General features: G+C 65.4%; 15 protein-coding genes and 1 pseudogene. 6 read left to right on the top strand and 10 right to left on the bottom strand.

Annotation, left to right across the window (positions count from 1 at the left end; translation table 11 throughout):
• Window positions 1-172: 172 nt before the first annotated feature.
• The gene (locus tag VE172_RS02495; protein ID WP_324796675.1) at window positions 173-604 is read right to left on the bottom strand and encodes a hypothetical protein; all 432 of its coding nucleotides are present in this window, start codon (window positions 602-604) and stop codon (window positions 173-175) included.
• Between the two features lie 170 nt (window positions 605-774).
• Between VE172_RS02495 and VE172_RS02500 the strand changes: the two genes are divergently transcribed.
• Entirely contained in the window at window positions 775-2,154 is a 1,380-nt protein-coding gene (locus tag VE172_RS02500; protein WP_324796678.1) for an ATP-binding protein, read from the top strand.
• Between the two features lie 384 nt (window positions 2,155-2,538).
• Here the strand turns inward: VE172_RS02500 and VE172_RS02505 are convergent, their stop codons facing one another.
• Window positions 2,539-3,234, bottom strand: coding sequence for a TetR/AcrR family transcriptional regulator (locus VE172_RS02505; RefSeq protein WP_324796681.1), 696 nt, complete (start codon window positions 3,232-3,234; stop codon window positions 2,539-2,541).
• A 100-nt stretch (window positions 3,235-3,334) separates the two neighbouring features.
• On the opposite strand from VE172_RS02505, the gene VE172_RS02510 reads away from it, so the two are divergent.
• Together VE172_RS02510 and VE172_RS02515 are read left to right on the top strand one after the other, a co-directional pair.
• Entirely contained in the window at window positions 3,335-3,895 is a 561-nt protein-coding gene (locus VE172_RS02510) for an ester cyclase (RefSeq protein ID WP_324796684.1), read from the top strand.
• 41 nt (window positions 3,896-3,936) lie between these two features.
• Window positions 3,937-4,737, top strand: coding sequence for an MBL fold metallo-hydrolase (locus tag VE172_RS02515; RefSeq protein ID WP_349258226.1), 801 nt, complete (start codon window positions 3,937-3,939; stop codon window positions 4,735-4,737).
• Between the two features lie 16 nt (window positions 4,738-4,753).
• Here VE172_RS02515 and VE172_RS02520 read toward each other — a convergent pair whose 3' ends face one another.
• Window positions 4,754-6,025, bottom strand: coding sequence for an L-lactate MFS transporter (locus tag VE172_RS02520; RefSeq protein ID WP_423213358.1), 1,272 nt, complete (start codon window positions 6,023-6,025; stop codon window positions 4,754-4,756).
• 179 nt (window positions 6,026-6,204) lie between these two features.
• Between VE172_RS02520 and VE172_RS02525 the strand changes: the two genes are divergently transcribed.
• Window positions 6,205-7,386, top strand: coding sequence for a DUF4185 domain-containing protein (locus tag VE172_RS02525; protein ID WP_324796694.1), 1,182 nt, complete (start codon window positions 6,205-6,207; stop codon window positions 7,384-7,386).
• Window positions 7,387-7,446: 60 nt separating this feature from the next.
• Here VE172_RS02525 and VE172_RS02530 read toward each other — a convergent pair whose 3' ends face one another.
• The 6 genes and pseudogenes from VE172_RS02530 to VE172_RS02555 form a co-directional block, all read right to left on the bottom strand.
• Entirely contained in the window at window positions 7,447-8,295 is an 849-nt protein-coding gene (locus tag VE172_RS02530) for a hypothetical protein (RefSeq protein ID WP_324796697.1), read from the bottom strand.
• Entirely contained in the window at window positions 8,292-10,451 is a 2,160-nt protein-coding gene (locus VE172_RS02535; protein ID WP_324796700.1) for a hypothetical protein, read from the bottom strand. Before VE172_RS02535 ends, VE172_RS02530 begins: the two co-directional genes overlap by 4 nt.
• Entirely contained in the window at window positions 10,448-11,440 is a 993-nt protein-coding gene (locus tag VE172_RS02540) for a nucleotidyl cyclase domain-containing protein (protein WP_324796703.1), read from the bottom strand. The genes VE172_RS02535 and VE172_RS02540 overlap by 4 nt, the downstream gene beginning before the upstream one ends.
• Before the next feature lie 110 nt (window positions 11,441-11,550).
• Entirely contained in the window at window positions 11,551-12,234 is a 684-nt protein-coding gene (locus VE172_RS02545) for a Crp/Fnr family transcriptional regulator (RefSeq protein WP_324796706.1), read from the bottom strand.
• A 132-nt stretch (window positions 12,235-12,366) separates the two neighbouring features.
• Entirely contained in the window at window positions 12,367-13,362 is a 996-nt protein-coding gene (locus VE172_RS02550) for an alpha/beta hydrolase (RefSeq protein WP_324796709.1), read from the bottom strand.
• A gap of 172 nt (window positions 13,363-13,534) precedes the next feature.
• Window positions 13,535-13,816 (bottom strand): annotated as a pseudogene (locus VE172_RS02555) (4a-hydroxytetrahydrobiopterin dehydratase); the annotation flags it as partial.
• A gap of 455 nt (window positions 13,817-14,271) precedes the next feature.
• Here VE172_RS02555 and VE172_RS02560 point away from each other — a divergent pair.
• On the top strand, window positions 14,272-15,957 hold the full coding sequence (locus VE172_RS02560) for an ABC transporter ATP-binding protein (RefSeq protein ID WP_349258227.1): 1,686 nt from the start codon (window positions 14,272-14,274) through the stop codon (window positions 15,955-15,957).
• Window positions 15,954-17,810, top strand: a complete 1,857-nt coding sequence (locus VE172_RS02565; RefSeq protein WP_324796718.1) for an ABC transporter ATP-binding protein — start codon at window positions 15,954-15,956, stop codon at window positions 17,808-17,810. The genes VE172_RS02560 and VE172_RS02565 overlap by 4 nt, the downstream gene beginning before the upstream one ends.
• A gap of 55 nt (window positions 17,811-17,865) precedes the next feature.
• Here the strand turns inward: VE172_RS02565 and VE172_RS02570 are convergent, their stop codons facing one another.
• Entirely contained in the window at window positions 17,866-19,008 is a 1,143-nt protein-coding gene (locus tag VE172_RS02570) for a phospholipase D-like domain-containing protein (RefSeq protein WP_324796769.1), read from the bottom strand.
• Between the last annotated feature and the right edge of the window lie 65 nt (window positions 19,009-19,073).

Consider the following 19,073-nt stretch of genomic DNA (forward strand, 5'->3'; position numbering starts at 1 on the left):
GATCGCGTGGAACGCCGTCTACGCGGACGCGAAGTTGCCCCTCGAGGGCGACGGCGACGCCGCCTGGATTCGGCGGGGCGGTCGGCTGCTCGGGTTGGTGAGGCGACAGCTCGCGGGCACCCACGAGGTCGTCGTGACCGAGCCGTGGTGGGACTGACGCCGCCGATGCGCCTCAGGCGTCGAGGCGGGCCATGACGGCGTCGATGGTCATCGACATGGCGTGTTCGTACTCGGCCGCCATGGCAACGAGATCCCCATAGGTGGGCCGATCCGCGTCGACAGGGAGGCGCCCGGGCCGCTCATACACGTCGGGCGCGTTACCTAGGGCGGCGAGGGAGGGGCGCATGTCCGCTACGGCGGCATACACCCACGATTTCGGCATGGTCAACTCCGTGCACGACACGCCCCAGTCAAAGGCCGCAGTAGCCCAGGGCGTGACGCACCCGAAGCGCTGGATTGAGACTGAGCCGTGTGACCGGCAGGGCAGGTTGTTGGAGATGTCCCATGCACGGTCCTGCTGAGCATAGCCGCCCAAAGCACCGGCGCGCCGCCACACGCCAAACGTTTCCAACTGTGGCGACGTGGTCGAGTTCCACCTAAGCATCTGCACATCATCCGGATGTCTCGGTCCACCGCAATGCCTAGACAAAGGGGCTACTCCGAATACGGCTGTTCGTACACACTATGAGTGTTGGAGCCTTTGATGAGCATTGTTAAAGGAGATCGCTGTAATGTGGTTACTTCGACAACAGCTGGCCGTACAAGGATGTGCTCATGCCAATCGAGACAATCGCCATAGATGATGCCCAAGCCGCGAAGATCCTCACTCTGCGCGAGGGGCACTTCTCGGACATGAAGGCAAAAGCCGTCAGACCAGCTAAACTGACAAAGGCGCTATCGGCGTTCGCCAATGCGGATGGCGGCGAGCTCTATGTTGGCATAGATGAGGATGACGGCAGGTTCTCGTGGAATGGCTTCACCGACGAAGAAGCTGCGAACGGTCACCTTCAGGTATTTGAGCAAATTTTCCCACTCGGCGACGGTTTTAGGTACGAGTTTCTATCGAATGATCCGAGCTCTGGGCTGGTTCTTCACGTGCTCATTCTCCGTTCTGGCTCGATTCGGAAAGCCAGTGACGGTAATGTGTATGTCAGGCGCGGCGCAGCATCACAGCTTCTAACGACCGACGCACAACTTCACCAGCTAGAGCGAGACAAAGGGATAACCACTTTCGAGGCCGAGACCGTTAATACTGCAGCGGAGACAATAACGAACTCAGTCACGACCATCGAGTTTATGCTCGGTCTCTTCCCCCTCTCTGATCCTGAGCGCTGGATGCAGATGCAGCGCGTGATCGTGTCAGGCAAACCCACCGTGGCAGGACTCCTCCTCTACTCGGACTTGCCACAAGCTGACCTTCCAAAGCGGTCATCAGTCAAACTTTACAGATACAAGACCGCCGAAGCTGAAGGCCGTCGTGAGACACTAGGCGGCCAGCCGCTTACGATCGAAGGCCCTCTATACCACCAGATCCGAGATTCGGTGCATTTGACGACGGAACTGGTCGAGTCGATTAGCAAGTTGGACGCCGCAGGGCTCGCATCGATATCCTATCCGCAAGAGGCACTACATGAGATCATTACCAATGCACTCATTCATCGTGACTATGGTATCGCCGACGATGTCCATATACGAGTTTTTGACAATCGAATCGAAGTCGAGAGTCCAGGGCGGCTCCCAGGCCACGTGTCTCCGGACAATATTCTAGATGAACGATTTGCACGAAACGGAAATATTGTACGCTTGATCAATAAGTTCCCAGATGCCCCAAACAAAGATGTAGGCGAGGGCCTCAACACCGCCTTTAATGCTATGAAGAAGCTCCAGCTCAAAGATCCAGTGATTACTGAGCTCGACCACTCGGTGCTCGTGAATATCAGACACGAGAAACTGGCGTCGCCAGAGCAAATGATCGTTGAGTACTTGCAGTCGAACCCTGAAATTACTAATCGCATCGTGCGCGGTTTGACGGGAATCGGATCCGAGAATAAGGTAAAGAGGATATTTCAGAGTCTTATGAAGCGCGGTCAGATTGAGCGGGTTCCTGAGAAAAAGGGGAACCTCACGGCTTACCGGCTTGTTTCGCGAGAATAGCTAAGGCATGCGTGTAAGTTCCTGGGATCATCACCACCCACCGCTGATGTCTAGTGAGATGACCCCGCTATTTGGTGACGCATGACTCCAGAGCGCAATATTTGCTAATGAGAGTCACTTCGCCGTCGACAATCATTCGAGTAGATTTTCTGCCCGATTCTTCGTTATCAGAGATTGTCGTCGCTACTTCGAAATCTCTTTCTAGCGTCTTGGTCAGCAGGAAGCTCTTGTAACGCCTCAGCGTATTCAGCGACAGCGCAGGCAGATGTCGACAGCAAGGATAGATACGACCCACTCCAGATCAATGCGATATGAACTGTCGTCGTGGGCATTCTACCCAGAGATAAATTGACTACGGAAAGTAGCAGAACTCAGCTACAACGCCTAGCGTCCAATGCGTGCCACGATGGAGTCGATGGCCATCGACATGGTGCGTTCGTATTCGTCCGCGGGGTCGAAGTGGGCCAGATAGGACGCCGCGGCGGCGATGGACGGCAGCGTGGATCTCTCCAGCGTGGTCCGATGGTGCTCGTCACCGCCGGTGGCGCCGAAGTCCGTGGTCGTGTTGGCCTCGCGCATCAGCGCTCCGACCAGGGTGGATGTCATCATTCGTAGCATGTGGACGCTCTGTTCGGGCGAGGCACCCGCCTTCCGCAGCACTGACAACACTGCCTCGATCGGGGCCAGCGCCTCCGTTGAGCTGAGCCGGCGGGTGAGGACTAGGGGGGCCGCGTTTGGGTGGGCGAGCGCCTGATCTCGGGAGATGCACGCTATCGCCCATAGGTCGGCCCGGGTGTCGCCGGTGGGCTCGGGGTACGCCAACCTGCCGAGGATGTGTTCGGCCACGGCGTCCAGCAGGCCGTCCTTGCCGTCGACGTGGTTGTAGAGGCTCTTGGCGTCGACGCCGAGCGCGCCCGCCACGGCGCGCATGCTCACCGCGGTGATGCCCCCGCCGTCGATCACCTCCAGGGTCGCCTCCACTATGGAGGTTTTCGACAGCAGGGCGGCGCCCCGGGGTGGACGGCCGCGTCGCGCCGGCGATGGATTCTCACGCTGAGTGCTGGGTTCGGACGGGACCACGGGCCCATCATGCCCGAGCATTGCGTTAAACCACACTGTGGGTATAACCTTTCCGGAACCTTTACCCACAACGTGGGTATCCCGGGTGAGGAGACCGCGGATGTCGCGATTCGACATGCCTGACGCGACCGTGCTGCGCGCCCGGGAAAGGCTCGTCCTCGATCATTTCCGCGACGAGGTCGCCCACGACTGGGATGCCACGCTGTCGACCTTCCCCCACCCCCACTACGAGATCGTCGCGCAAATGACGGTCCACGATGGTGACTGCGCGGTGCGCGGGTACTACCGCGACACCCGCGTCGCCTTTCCCGACCAGCACCACGAACTCATCGCCCTGCGACACAGCCACGACGCCGTGATCGTCGAGTTCTGGCTGCTGGGGACCCACCTCGGTCCGCTCGGGAAGATCCCGCCGACCGGCACCCGGCACCGCACCCGCATGACCGCCTACTTCGTCTTCGACGCGGACGAAAGCCTTGTCGCCGAACGGATCTACTTCGACCAGCTGACCATCCTCAGGCAGCTCATCGCCGGACTCGACAAGCGCAGGCCCCGCCAGCTGCTCACCCTGATCAGGGCCGTGTTCGGGCTGTTGCGCATGGCGGGCCGCGAGCCCGACCCCCGCCTCCTCACCACCACCCCGCCCGATCTCGACGGTTGACCCCGTCCCGCGAACCATCCACAGGAGACACCCCCATGTCTGTGCGAGTGCACCACCTCAACTGCGGCACCATGAGACCCTACGGAGCACCGGACGGCCTGGTGTGTCACGTCCTGCTCCTCGAGACCGACAAAGGACTCGCGCTTGTCGACTGTGGATTCGGCACCCGCGACATCGCCAGCCCCGGCAAGCGCTTCGGCCCGATCCGCTTCTTCGTGCGCCCCGCCTTCGACGCCGCCGAGACCGCCGTCCACCAGATCAAGAGCCTCGGCTTCAAGCCCAGTGACGTCCGCGACGTCGTGCTGACCCACTTCGACGGCGACCACACCGGGGGCCTCGCCGACTTCCCCTGGGCCCGAACCCATCTCACCACGGAAGAGGCCGCCGGGGTGAAGTATCCCGGTACCCTGCTGGAAAAGCAGCGCTACCGGCCCTCCCAGCGCGACCACGACCCGACGCTCGTCATCCACGCACCGTCGGCCGGGGACGTCTGGCGGGGTTTCGCCAACGCCAAGGAACTCACCCAGGTGGCGCCCGGCGTCGTGCTGATCAGCCTGCCGGGCCACACCCGCGGCCACGCCGCCGTCGCCGTCGACGCCGGAGACCACTGGGTCATGCACGTCGGCGACGCCTTCTACCACCACACCCAGCTCGACGGCACCGCGAGACCGCCCGTCTCGCTGCGGATGCTGGAGCGGTCGGTGGCCCTCGACTGGGGACGGGTGAAGGCCAACCACGAACGGCTCACCGAGCTGTGGAACGCGGACGAGCCGGACCTGATGCTCGTCAACGCCCACGACCCCACGTTGTTTCGCCGGGCGCGATCCCGCGAGACGGCGTGACCTCAGTGGAGGGTCGTCACGGCTGCGTCTCGGCCTCGGTCGGCGCCTGTGGGCGGGGCGGGCGGGTCAGCAGCGGCAGCGCGATCGCGACGAACGCCATGGCCGCGATCGTGTAGAACGCCGCCGTGTAGCTGGTTCCCGAGATCAGGTTGGCGACGACCAGCGGTCCGATCACGCCGCCGATGCTCCAGCCGATGATCATCAGGCCGTAGATGGCCCCGGCGTTTCGCAGGCCGAAGAAGTCCCCCGCCGTGGCGGGCATGGCGCCGAATCCGCCGCCGTAACACAGGTAGACCAGCGCGCCCAGAACGGCGAACAGCACCGGCGAGGCGGCGTGCGGCAGGATCACGAAACACACGGCCTGGATCGCGAGCATCACGGCGAACGCGGTGGTGCGCCCGGTCAGCCCCGACATCCAGCCCCAGAAGATCCGGCCGCCCCCGTTGAACAGCCCCATCACGCCGGTGAACGTGGCCGCCGCCGCGGTGCTGTAACCCGCTATGTCGGTGGCGGCGGAGGTGGCCACCGAGATCAGGCCGATGCCGGCGGTGACGTTGAGCGTCAGGATCGCCGTCAGCAGATACCACTGTGGAGTGCGCAGCGCCTCCCCCTGTCCGTACTCGCGCGTGGTCGCGACGACCCGCCCGGTGGTGGGGGCGCTCCAGCCGGGAACCCGGTAGCCCTCGGGCGGGTTGCGGAAGAAGGACGCGCCCACCACGGTCATCACCAGGTACGCCACGCCGAGCCACAGGAAGGCCCTGGTGGGCACCTTCGGGTAGATCTCCACCAGGCTCTGGGCGACCGGGGAGGTCAGCACGGCGCCGAACCCGAACCCCCCGACCGCGATGCCGGTGATCAGGCCGCGCTTGTCCGGGAACCATTTCTGAAGCATCGCCACCGGGACGATATAGCCCAGCCCCATGCCGAAACCGGCGATCACGCCGTACCCCAGCACCAGCAGCCACAGTTGATCGCTGTCGACGGCGAACCCGGCCAGCAGGACGCCGGCCGCGTAGACGACGCCACCGGTCAGGGCGACGACGCGCGGTCCCTTGACGTCCTGGACGCGCCCGCCGATGTAGGTGCCGAGAAAGATCATCGCGATCGTCACCGAGAACGGAAGCGCCGCTTGGGATTTGCTCAGCGCGAAAGCCGAGTCCTCGCTTTGTAGGGCCCGGGAGAAGGTGCTCCACGCGTACACCGCGCCCAGCGCCAGTTGCAGAAGCACTCCCGCCGCGGCCAGCCACCACCGGCCTCGGGTCGGGTTGTCACCAGAAGACGTAGCCATACCTTGGAATACCGCATTTCGGGCCCCGGGTCAACCAATAGACATTGATTTTCTTCGATGGATTCCGCGCGGGGCGAATGCCCAAATCTGAAATGCCCATACCGGCCATAAAGGTTGCGGCGCAAGCGCTTTCGTCCGGTGCTCAAAGGCTGTAAATTGAGCCACCCAAAATACGCTCTATGAAGGGTATTCACGCCACGATGGACGACAGCAAGCGCAAGTCACACAAGGGTCTGCTGGGCCGGCCGATGAAGCGGTCGACCTTCTTGAAGACGGCGGCCGGAGTGGTCGCCGGGGGTGTCGCCCTGGGCGGCTCCGCGTGGGCTTACGCCGCGACCCGGGACGGCGGCGCCAAGCCCAAGGGACAACCGACGGTCACCCACGTCGCCGACCTCACCGGCCAGGGCCACACCGATCAGTTCAAGGTCAACGGCACTGACCTTGGCATTCCGGCGACCGCGCCGGACAACAGCTGCCTGTTCGTCTTCGGCGACAGCTACGTCGGCCCCGGCCCCAACGAGAACGACGAGAACTGGCGCGCCCCCATCGGGCTGATCGGGGACGTCTCCGACCTCAACGGCGGCGTCAAGTGGACCGGCGCCATCGCCGACGACTCCGGCGCCGCCCGCCAGTTCTGGGACTACCAGCACAACAACGACGAGTTCTCCACGGTGCTGCCCGGCGACATCATCACCATCGGCGACACCATGTACCTCCACGTCCGGGTCCACAAGGGCCTCGACACGGTGGTGCGCACCGAGATCTGGAGCTCCACCGACAACGGCCACACCTGGAACAAGACCCCCGCCGAGTGGGCCGGCGACGTCCACAACGGCTGGATGCAGCAGGTGACCTGGGCGCTGGGCGACGACAACAAGGTCTACGTGCTGTCGGACCGCTTCATCCGCGACGACGGCTTCATCATGCACCGCGTCGACGCCGACAAGATCACCGATTCCACCGCCTACGAGTGGTGGGGCTGGGACGACTCGGCCAAGAAGTGGGGCTGGGGCATCGCCACCCCGGGTCTGATCTGGACCAAGCAGGCCGGCGAGCTGTGCCTGCGCCGCATCGACAACAAGTGGGTGCTGACCTTCTTCAACAAGGCCGACTACAGCATCGACGCCCTGCTGTTCGACAACCCCACCGACGATCTGTCCAAGGTAGAGCACCACCAGCTGATCCTCGGCAACAACTGGGGCGACCCCCAGGACGACAACCACCTGGCCCAGCTGTACGGCGGCTACATCATCCCCGGCTCGACCCTCAACGACCTCCACCTGACGGCGAGCCAGTGGAAGACCGACGACAACTCGATCTACCGCGTGGCGCAATACCGCGTGCAGGGCCTGGGCGGCTAAAAGCCCCGAAAGCGTTGGGCCACGGGGCATGCCCCGTGGCCCAACGGCGTGCGTGAAGAGTCATTCAGATGCGCTGTCGGCTGGCGTGGTTGCGCTGTGCCATCGCTGAAGCAGGTCGTCACGTTGATAGTCGCGCAGTAGTTTTGTCACCCAACGAGCCAGGAGGTCCTTTCCGGATTCATCCATTGTGGCGACAAAGTCATCGATCACCGCGCCAGGGGTATCCGGTTCATCACGCACGGGTTCCTCGACGAACGCGGGACCGTGAAGCTGTGAGCGCAACTGCGTGAAGGTATCGGCGACGGCGGGCAGTTTCTCGACCTGGTTGATGTTTCTGTTGAACCACCATGCGGTAGCGCGATGCGGGTCCGACAACAGGTTGCCGAAGTAGCTGATCGAGTGTTCATCCATTTCGGTACTGAGCTTCCCCAAGCGCCGTATCCGCATCGCGTCCTCATACCGTGCCAGCACCGCGACATCATCCTCATTGGCCGTCACCTCCAGACAGCTGGCGCTCGATGCGACTCCGGAATCATTGATGCGGACGCATTTGTGCAACGTCAGTTCCAACTCGTTTCGCAACTCATCCGCCTGCAAAACACTGAACCGCTCGGCGACCGCCTGCGCCCGCAGGCGCAACCCGTGCATTCCGATGCGCGTGGCATCCGTGTCGGGTGCCGGGGTTCCATCGGTGACAACGGTCATTCGCAAACGGGCAGTGAACTTGAGATAGTCGTCGCGGCTGTTCAACACCATGGTGATCTCGACGGTCGGAGCCTCGTAGACATGCCAGTCACTGCGGGCGGGCGGAGGCATGACATCGATGGGCGCCTTCGGCCCAAACGACAACTTCCGGGCCAATCGGGCCAGCCAGCATCGCCGCCGCGGACCTGCCGCTTGATCGGTCATACCGCGGACTCCAACTCTTCAAGCTGGGTGTAGATCTGGGCGCGTAGTTGGTCGATGCGCGGGGCCGTTTCCTCCGTGATGACGAGCTTCGGGCGCAGCGCATAAGACAGCACCCCGATGTTGCGCAGGCTGGAACCCACCGCGCTGGGCAGCAATGCGGCCATCGCGTCGCCATACTCTGGCCGGGCTCGTTCGGCCAGTTCCATCCAGGCCGCGACCATGACCGCCACATCCGTGGGTGGCATGGTTTCGTAGGCCTTGGTCCACAACGCCGTAGTGGCGGAGGTCAGCAGCGGTACCTTGCCCAAACCGCGACCAAGACTGCCGGGGTCCAACGCCTCCAACACGCTGGCGTACGCCCGCGCCAACACGAACATCTGGCCGGGGCGTTCCGCGTTCAGCCAGCCGTTCAGGTACCGGTGCAGCGTGGGTAGTTCCACGCCGTCGGCGATCTTGACGATCGCCCGCACCACCTCGTCACGAACCACGGGATCTTGGCTGGCGGCGATGTGACGCAGCCGGGTGAGGGCATTGCGGGGATAGGCGACACCGAAACCGGTGCCGCACACCTGCGCCACGGTAATCAGGAGATCGGGGTTCCTCCGGTCATACACCCAGGACCACAGCTGGGCGCGCACCTTGGCTCCGACGCGATCGTCCATCGCGCAGTCGGTGAGGACACGCACCGCCAGTGAACGGCGGGTGCGGTCGATCGACACTCGCCGCCGCCGCTTCGCCGCGTTGTCGTCACCAGCCGGCTTCAGAGACTGCGACCAGCGGGCGGCAATCTGGGTGGCGACCTTGTGATCCACTCGCACCCCCAACTGGACCACGCTGTCGGCGAGCCGATTCAGGTCCTTTGTGGTGTACATGGAAGCGTTGTGGGGCAATATCCGCAGCCAGGTCTTGAGCGACTCCCGCAGCGGACGGTACCCTCGCCACACGTGCGGCAACACGGCGTCGGCGAAGTCGGCGTTGTCGAAGGTCACGTTCGCCGCGTCAAACGAGACCGGCCCTTCCAATTGGGACAACTGGTGCTCCGCGCTGGCCTCCTCGAGGGGATGCACCGGCGGCAGCTGGTATTTGGTGACCTTGATCAGTTGACGCGCGGCGAACACGACCGCGGTCGGGTCGGCACCCTGTAGGACGGCCGCCGCCAGCAACAGGCAACGACGAAAGGCGTCGATGTCCACGTCTAGCTGCCTTGCCAGGACTTCCGACCAGTCCGTTCGCGCCGAGTTCAGGCCCCGCAGCACGGTGGCGAGATCCGCACCGCGCTGTCTGGCCGCATTGGCCTGCGTCGCCAGAGCCACGGCGTCGGCAGGCCAGCATTTGTCCAATGTGGCGCTCAGGGTGGGAGCGGCGAGCATCCGCTCGGCATCCTCGGATCCGAAAGTGTCGCTCAGGTGCGCCTTGAACACCAGTCTCCCGTCGGGAGGTACAAGGGAGTACACCCGATGCGGAACGGCGTTTCTCAGCTGGTCCTCGTATTCCTTGGGGTAGCTGACCACCAGATAGGACTTGGTCTCTTCGAGTTTGCGCCCGACGTTACCCAGGTCATTGAGCGTTTCGTCCAGGGTCCCGCTATCGACCATCACCAAGTCAGCGAAGTACGTGGTGGACTTCTCTTCCCGATCCAGTACCTCAAGGAGCTTTTCCTCGTCGTCCAGCAGCAGCTTGTGCACCGAGCGATCCTCCAAGGGAATCGTGTGATCCGTGGTGAGCCGCGACAGGATCCACTGGGCCGCGGTGTTTCGGCCGCACCTGCCACCGGACTCCCCGAGATTGGGACAGGTCATGACCAACAACCGGTCCGACTTCAGCCTCCCCAGCATCCCGGCCAGGCCAGGCGGTGGAACCGCGGACGCCACTCGTTGCGCCACGGCGGCAGGATCCACCACGCGAACCCGGTTCCTGGTCATCAACGAATTCAGCTCGGCGATGGGGTACATGAGGGTGGTGGCCTTGATGTGTTGCGTGACGTCTTGGGCGTATGTCACGACGCTGTGCTTGTTGAGGTCGCGAGTGGACTCATCACCGGGGCTGGGTGGGGTCGGCGAAGGAGCGGGGTCAGCGGGCGGGTCCAACGGCTCGTCAGGTCCGAGCGGATCGACGAGGTCGTCGAGGGAACCGGCGATCGCGGGATTGCGGTTCACTCCGACCACCCCGAGTCGTCAGTCCACGTCGCGCCGCGGCGTCCGCTGTGGTCTCCATTATTGACGTCACCACCCGGCTGCACGATGTCGCGCTTCGCGTTGTTGACGACGCTGTCGCGATTGAGGTCCCGCCCGGCTACATCACCGGCGTTGCGGAATTGGCCCACCGCCCCGGCCGAGCCGCTGAGCTCGCCGACGCTGACCGACTCGTCGCGCACGTCACCGGCCGCGGTGCCCAGCGCCTTGGCCTGCTGGCCGTCGACCCGTTGCGACACCGCGGCGGGCTCGAGTTCTCTCGGCGTGACGGGTTCTTCCCGCCGTTCCTCCGGTGCGCCCAGCAACCCGTGACACAGTAGGTCACCCGATGGCGCGGGCACGTGTACGTATGCCGTGGTCGCGAACTCCTTGTCGGGTAGGGACACCTCGACGGCGACGTACTCGGACTCGCGATGCCAGCCGCGGCGGGCGCGTCTCAGCGTCCAATCCAAGACGGTTCCGGTCACGATCACACCTAGCCGGGTGACGGCCGGATCGGACCGCTCCAGCAAGTCACGCGCCGTCGGGCTGTCGACGAGGCGGTGAGTGTCGATCATCGTCTTACCCACGGGGGAGTTCAGCCGAAGGTCGGTGGCATCTTGGACCGGTCCGACATGCAGCGCCAGCCGCATCCGCATGTCGTGCCCGCCGGCGCGGGCTTCCTCGGTCAACGCCTCATGCAGGGCGTCGAACAGGCGGTCCACCACCAGGGGCAGGGCGATCGGGTCGAAGCCGATCATGTATCCATCGCCGGTTCCGTCCTGAAATCGGCAGCCACTCCAGTAGCGCTCCAGATTTGACTTGATGAACGCCCGGTGCAGAACGTCGACGACAAACACCTGCATGCTGCCCTGGCTGTCGTCGTCGTGCTTGCTGAAACCCTTGGTGTCCACCACCAGCACCGCGGTGGAGTGCTCGGTCGGCTTGGCGGATTCGTGGTCGCGGTTATACATCGCTTGTCTCCGTTCGGATTCGCACCGGCATCGCCGGTCGCCTTTCCAGCCTGCGGCCACCGGCACGTCGCCCGATGTCCAAATTTGGACGTTCACCCCGGTGTCGTGTCTCACAGCCCAGCCGCTCGCACGATGCTCCGCAGCCCGGCGGGATCGAGGACTTCCGTTCCACCATGTTGGACAGTGACCAAGCCGGCCATGCGCCAGCGCGCCAACGGGGAGGTGACCGAACTGCGCACGACTCCGAGGGCATCGGCCATCTCCTCTTGGGACAGTGGAACCAGCATCGGCGTCTTGTGCGAAGGTCCGGCCACTTTCACCGCGTACAGCAGTAGCTCCGCCAGCCGGGCCTCCGCCGATGCCCGCGCGGTCTGCCATTGGCGCGGAGCCGTCTCACGCAGCTTTTCCACCATGTAGCGCCGAAACTTCGACTCCAGTCCACCCAGACGAAGCCGGCCGTGGAAGTCCTGGTCCGACAGTCCATACGCGACGCAACGCTCGATCGCCACCACGGAGGCCATCCGCTGTTCGCCAATCCCTCCGGCCAGCTCCCCCAACAGGTCTCCCGGCCCCCGCAGACACAACAGCACCGTATTGCCGTCTTGCCCGACGTACATGACCTTCACGCGGCCCACCGAAAGCAGCCGGACCACGCCGCCCGGCTGCCCCTGGGCGAAAAGGATGTCCCCGCGTTGGAAGGTGTGGCGCACCGCGACGCGAATCAACTCGGTCCACGAGGCGATGCCGACGAATCCCCGAAATCCGCTCAGCGCGACGTCCGCTGGATCCTCCATGTGCGACCGTCCTGGCTCGACGAATGTGGGGTGGCTCGAGCCCAAACGGGCCGAGCACCAATCAGGATGGCCGAGTCGTGGATGGGTCACTGTCGGAGACCCGACAGTGACCCATCCACATTAGATTCGGGGTCAGGCGGCCGGGCGCAGGGTCTGGAGCATTCCGTCCAGGTCGATGGCGAACATGTCGTGGCGGAAGACGTGGCCGCCCGGTCGCTCGTGGGCCTCGTAGGCGGTGCCCGCGGCGTCCAGGGCCGCGCGGAATTCCCGCTGGCCCGCCAGCACCTCGGTCTCGTTGGCCTCGTCGAACAGGTTGATCGGGTCAGGCGAGGTGCCCGCGACCAGGAAGATTCGCTTGTCGGCGTACGCGGTGAGGTGGTGCATCGGGTTGTCGGCGTCGATGCGCTCGTCGTCCCAGGGGACGCCGTAGACCGTGGCGCCGCCCAGGTCGAGGGCGGCCGAGGTCGCGTTGGCCCAGTGGACGACCAGACCCGCGTCCCGGCGCAGACTGGGCGGGCCGGAGTGGGCGCTGACCGAGCAGAACAGGTCGCGGTGCCTGGCGGCGTACTTCAGGGCGCCGAAGCCGCCCATGGAGAAGCCCGCGACCGCGCGGCCCCGGGTGTCGGGGTGGGTGCGGAAGTTGGCGTCGATCCAGGGCAGCAGCTGGTCGATGTGGAAGGTCTCCCAGTTGCGGGGGCCCAGGTTGCTGGACACCGGGTCGCTGTACCAGCCCGTGGAGGCGTCGGGCATCACGACGATGAGGTCGCGGCCCGCGGTGAGCTTTTGGATGTCGTGCTGGGTGTCGAAGGTGCGGAAGTCCTCGTTGCCGCCGTGCAGGAGGTACAGCACCGGGTAACGGGCGTCGCCGTCGTGGTACCCGTCGGGCAGCAGGACGTTCACCGCCGGGTTCCAGCCGATCGCGGTGGTGGAGAAGCGGTAGTAGGACAGCCGACCGTTGATCTCGCCGCTGTCGACGACGGTGAGGCCGTTGCCGTTGTCGGCGGCGCTGGCGGCGCCCGGCCACCAGATGCCCGCGGCCGCGGCCCCTGCGATGGCGGTGGCGCCCGCGATTCCGGCCAGCAGCCGCCGCCGGGTCATGGACGTGAGCCTTGCCGGGTTCTCATTCATGTCACCGACGCTACGAGATGACGCCCCGTGATGGAACCCTTGCGCGGCAGGGATTCCATAAAATCTCCCCAAAACGGGGAGCGCGTCAGTTGGCGTTGCGGCGGCGGCTCCACCAGGTCCGAAACGCCCCCGAGGGGGATTCGGCGTGGGGGCCGTCGCCCAGGGTTGAGGTGGGGCCGGCGATGTGCTGATAGGCGTCTTCGACCCGGGCGGCGAAGTTCACCTCGGACAGGCTCACCCCGTCGGGCCGCGTGACGTCGATGCGCGTCTGCCCGTCCAGACGGGAGACATCCGGGCGCAACTCGAACGCGTCCGCGAATATCTTGATGCGCTCGGTCAGATCGGCGTGTTGACTGTCGTCGATCGTCAAAACACGGCTGATGTGGGTATGGTCCGTGCTCCAGCCGTCGAGCTGTTGCAGGGCGTCTTGTAGCAGATCATCGCCTCGCGTCATCTCACACCTCAAGCGGTCGCGATCGGCCGGGATCGACAGGGTTCTTACCGTCGCGTGGCCGAATCGACGCCGCATCTTTACCTTTGGGTGTCGGCAAGTCTGGCTTGCCGATGCCGGATCTGTCTAGCGCCCCAAAGCCGTTAAATCCGACATTTCGGTTATTGAAGGAAGGTTCTCGCCGCAAGTCTCCGCCCGTGAGACCACTTCTGTCCACTCGGACGAGGGGTGGCGAACCGAACGGTGGTCCCCGCCCCGTCCGTCCGATGATCATTCATAGTGGACGGTTAAGCGAGGGCTCACCAACGGGTAACGGAGACGAAAATGACAGGCGTCATGTCGCCTCCGGGCGTTACGTTAAGAGCGTGAGCTCCCATCCCCCCGATTCTCCCCCGCGCCGCCGTGCCTTGAAGAGTCTGTGGCGGCTGCGACACTACCTGCGCCCCTATCGCGCCCGCATGACCGCGATGCTCGTGTTCGCCCTGGCGTCCACCGCGGCCTCGGTCACCGTGCCCCGGCTGATCCAGCACGTCATCGACGGCCCCATCGCCCACCGCGACACCTCGGGCCTGTGGCTGCTGGGCGTCGTCGTGGCGCTGTTCGGTCTCGCCGAGGCCATCACCGTGTGGCTGCGCCGCTTCATCCAGGCCAAGGTGGCGCTCAGCCTGGAGGCGGACATCCGCTCCGACCTGTACGCCCACATGCAGCGGCTGCACGCGGGCTTCCACGACCGGTGGCAGACCGGCCAGCTGCTGGCCCGTGCCACCTCCGATCTCGGCTCGATGCGGCGGTTCCTCGCCTGGGGACTGATCTTCGGCGTCACCAGCATCCTGACCTACGTCGTCGTCGTCATCCAGCTCATCACGCTGCACTGGCAACTGGGCCTGGTGGTGGCGGCCTCGGCGGTGCCGCTGTTCGTCGTGTGCCGCAACTTCGCCCGCGACTACATCCGGGCCTCGCGCCAGATGCAGGACCAGCAGGGCGAGGTCGCCGACCTCGCCGAGCAGGCCGCCCAGGGCATCCGGGTCATCAAGGCCTTCGGGCGGGCCCCGCACGTGCAGCGCAACTTCGACGCCGAGGCCGAGCGGCTGCGCGTGATCTCGACCGAGCGGATGAACGTGTCGGCGCGCGCCCTGTCCAAGTTCAACCTGATCCCCAACGCCACGCTCGCGGTGATCCTGGTGGGCGGCGCGATCGCCGTGGCAGACCACAGCCTCACCATCGGCGCGCTGGTGGCCTTCGTGACCCTGGAGCTCATGCTGCTGTGGCCGATCGAGGCGCTGGGCTGGATCATCGCCAACGGCAACGAGGCCATGACCGCCGCCGACCGGATCCAGGACGTCTTCGACACCGAGCCCAACATCGTGGACCGCGACGGCGCCGAGCCGATGGCCCGCGAGACGACCCGCGGCCACGTGCGCTTCGAGGGCGTGTCCTTCGGCTACGACGGCGTCGACGCGCCGGTGCTCGAGGGCGTGAACCTGGAGATCCGGCCCGGCGAGACCGTCGCCATCGCCGGGGCCACCGGCAGCGGAAAGACCACCCTGGTGTCGCTGGTCCCCCGGCTGTATGACGTCGGCGCCGGGCGCATCACCATCGACGGCGTCGACATCCGCGACATCACCCTCGACAGCCTGCGCGCCGTCGTGGCCACCGCCTTCGAGGACCCGACGCTGTTTTCCATGAGCGTCAGGGAGAACCTCACCCTCGGCCGCGCCGACGCCACGGAGGAGGACGTCGCCGAGGCGCTGCGGGTCGCCCAGGCCGAGTTCGTCCACGACCTTCCGTACGGGCTGGACACCCGGGTCGGCGAGCAGGGCCTGTCCCTGTCGGGCGGCCAGCGCCAGCGCCTCGCCCTGGCCCGCGCGGTCCTGGTGAGGCCCGCCGTGCTGGTGCTGGACGACCCGCTGTCCGCCCTGGACGTCCACACCGAGGAGCTGGTGGAGCGCGCCCTGCGGCAGGTCCTCACGGGCACCACCGCGCTGCTGGTGGTGCACCGTCCGTCCACCGTGGCCCTGGCCGACAGGGTGGCGCTGATCGCCGACGGCAGGATCGCGGCCTTCGGCACCCACAGCGAACTGTTGCACGGCACCCCGGCCTACGCCGAGGTGCTGTCCGCCGAATCGGAGGACGTCACCACATGACCACCACGACCACCAGCCGGGCCGAGCAGTCCTGGCGCGGCAGGGCCGAATCCAGCGACGCCGACCGCACCTCCGCCGAGGCCACCGACGCCGCGGCCATCAAGGAGCTGCGGGTGCGCAGCCAGGCGCTGCTGCGGTCGCTGCTGCGCCCGCATCGCACCAAGATCGTGTGGATCATCGTCCTGCTGCTGTTGATGTGCGGCACCAACCTGGCCGGGCCGTACCTGGTGCAGCTGGGCATCGACTCCGGCATTCCGCCGCTGCTCAAGCACGCCGACTACGGCGTCATCATGTGGGTCGGCGTCGCCTACGCCGTCGTGACCCTTGTGGACTATGGAGCGACGTACGGGGACATCACCCTGACCGGCCAGGTCAGCCAGGACCTGCTGTTCGACCTGCGCCGGCGGGTCTTCGGCCACTTCAACCGGCTGTCGGTGGGCTTCCACGAGCGCTTCACCTCCGGCCGCGTGGTGGCCCGGATGACCTCCGACATGGACGCGATCCGCGAACTGTCCGACAACGGCGTCCACGACCTCGTGCTGTCGGCGCTCAACGTCGTGGCGATCACCGCGATCATGCTGTGGATGGACACCCAGCTGGCCCTGGTGGCGCTGGTGTCGTTCCCGGTGATGGCGGTGCTGGCCAACTGGTTCCGCCGCTACTCCACCGTGGTGTACCGCCGCACCCGCGAGACCATCGCCCTGGTGATCGTCTACTTCGTCGAGTCGATGAGCGGGGTGCGCGCGGTGCAGGCGTACCGCCGCGAGCCCCGCAACCAGTCCATCTTCAATGGACTCAACGACGACAACCGGGTCGCCAACACCCGCGGTCAGCGCGCCTCGGCCCTGTTCGCCGCCAGCACCAAGGGCGTGGGCAACGTCTGCATCGCCGTGGTGCTGATGGTCGGCGGGTACCTGGTCATCACGCGCCAGACCCAGATCGGCGTGCTGGCCGCTTTCATCCTGTACCTGCGGCGCTTCTACGAGCCGATGCAGGACCTCACCATGTTCTACAACACGCTCCAGTCGGCGACCGCGGCGCTGGAGAAGCTTTCCGGTGTGCTGCAAGAGAAACCCGACGTTCCCGAGCCGAAGCGACCGGTCGCGCTGGAGGCGCCGCGCGGCGAGATCCACTTCGACGCCGTGACGTTCTCCTACCGCGGCGACCAGGTGGTGCTGCCCGACATGGAGCTGCGCGTCCCGGCGGGCCAGACGGTGGCCATCGTCGGGGCGACCGGCGCGGGCAAGACCACCGTGGCCAAGCTGATCTCGCGCTTCTACGACCCGACGGCGGGGGCCGTGCGGCTCGACGGCGTCGATCTGCGCGAGGTGTCCGAATCGGACCTGCGGCGCGCGGTGGCCATGGTGACCCAGGAGAACTTCCTGTTCAACGGCACCGTGGGCGACAACATCGCCTTCGGACGTCCCTCGGCCACCGCCGACGAGATCGCCGAGGCCGCCCGCGCCATCGGCGCCGACGAGTTCATCCGGGCCCTGCCCGACGGCTACGACACCGACGTCCGCAAGCGCGGCGGGCGGCTGTCGGCGGGGCAGCGGCAGCTGGTGGCCTTCGCCCGCGCCTTCCTCGCCGACCCGAGGGTGCTGATCCTGGACGAGGCGACGTCCTCGCTGGACATCCCGAGCGAGCGGCTGGTGCAGCGGGCGCTGCGCACCATCCTGGCCGACCGCACCGCTGTCATCATCGCCCACCGGTTGTCCACGGTGGAGATCGCCGACCGGGTGCTGGTGATGGAGAACGGCCGCGTCGTGGAGGACGGCCCGCCCCGCACCCTCATCGAGGGCAGCGGCCGCTACGCGAGCCTGCACGCCCAGTGGGAGAACAGCCTGGTGTGAAAAGCCGGTGGCGCCCGAAACATCGGACGCCACCGGTCTCAACCACCGAGATAAGTCAGGTGCCGGTCGCCCGGGCCATCATCGCGTCGAAGTACTCCGCGTAACGTCCCTCGACCCGCGGATCGTTGACGTACGCCAGGGTCTCGTCATTGGTCCGCAGCGAGGTTCCGCTGAGGTTGTGCGAACCGCTCCACACGGCCCGCTGCCATTCGTCGCCGTACTTCGCGTCGATCATGATCAGCTTATTGTGTGAATTGAAGATACTGACCTTCCCGTTACGGAGATCACCACTGGAGTTGGCCGCCTGCACCCACGACTCGGTGTCCCGATCGCCCACGATCACCTGGACATCGCAGCCGAGCTTGTCCTGCAAGGCCGCCAAGCGATCGCGGATCGCCACCCGCGGCTTGGTGAACAGCGCCGCGGCCACCATGATCCGATTGTGGCTACCCGAGCACTCCTTCACCTTGTTGAGTACCGTCAGCACGTTGTCGCTGTGACGCGGATACGCGTACCCATAGGTGGACTTCGATCCCGCCGCGACCTTGTCGTCGTCGTCCCAGGTGTCGCCGTCATAGGTCCAGCTCTGCGCGTTCAACCGATTCCAGTACCCCAGGAAGAAGGCGTACAGCTTGTCGTCGCCGGAGACCTTCAACATGTTGTTCGGCAACGCCATCTGGGCGGTGGTGAGATTGGTGGAGGTAACCGCCACCTGCTTGACACCGCCGATGTCGAACAGGAACAGCTTGTTGTGGCTGAAATGGGTTCCCAGGCAACTGCTGCCGTGCGAACACGACGTCAACGGGATCCCGCCGTCGGTCAGCGTCGTGTAACCGCCGTTGTGGTCGTGCTTGTTGATGCCGTCAAGCACCACCTTGACGTCCACGCCACGATCCTTGGCCGCCACCAGATCCCGCGCCAGCTCCGGGCGCGTCCAGGTGTACTCCGATATCCGGATCACGTCACCGGACCCGGCGGACTGGGTCAACTGCCGCAACCGATCCTCGATCGCGGTGTCGTGGCCATTGCTCACCTGCTCGGGATCGGTCAGACAGGTCTCGTAGTCGCCGGAGACCACACAGCCGCGCGGCCCCGCCTCCGCGGCCGCATCGGCCAGGGCACCAGTTGGGGGATATACCAAGATCACCGCCACCGACAAACCCGTCAGGGTGGCCAGCGGCAACATTCGACGTCGCATCACCGGGGGTACTTTCGAACGGAAGGGGTAAGGGACCCACCAACGTACGTATCAACCCCACAAGC

Origin of the sequence: Stackebrandtia sp. (assembly GCF_035643755.1) — a bacterium.
GTDB lineage: Bacteria > Actinomycetota > Actinomycetes > Mycobacteriales > Micromonosporaceae > Stackebrandtia.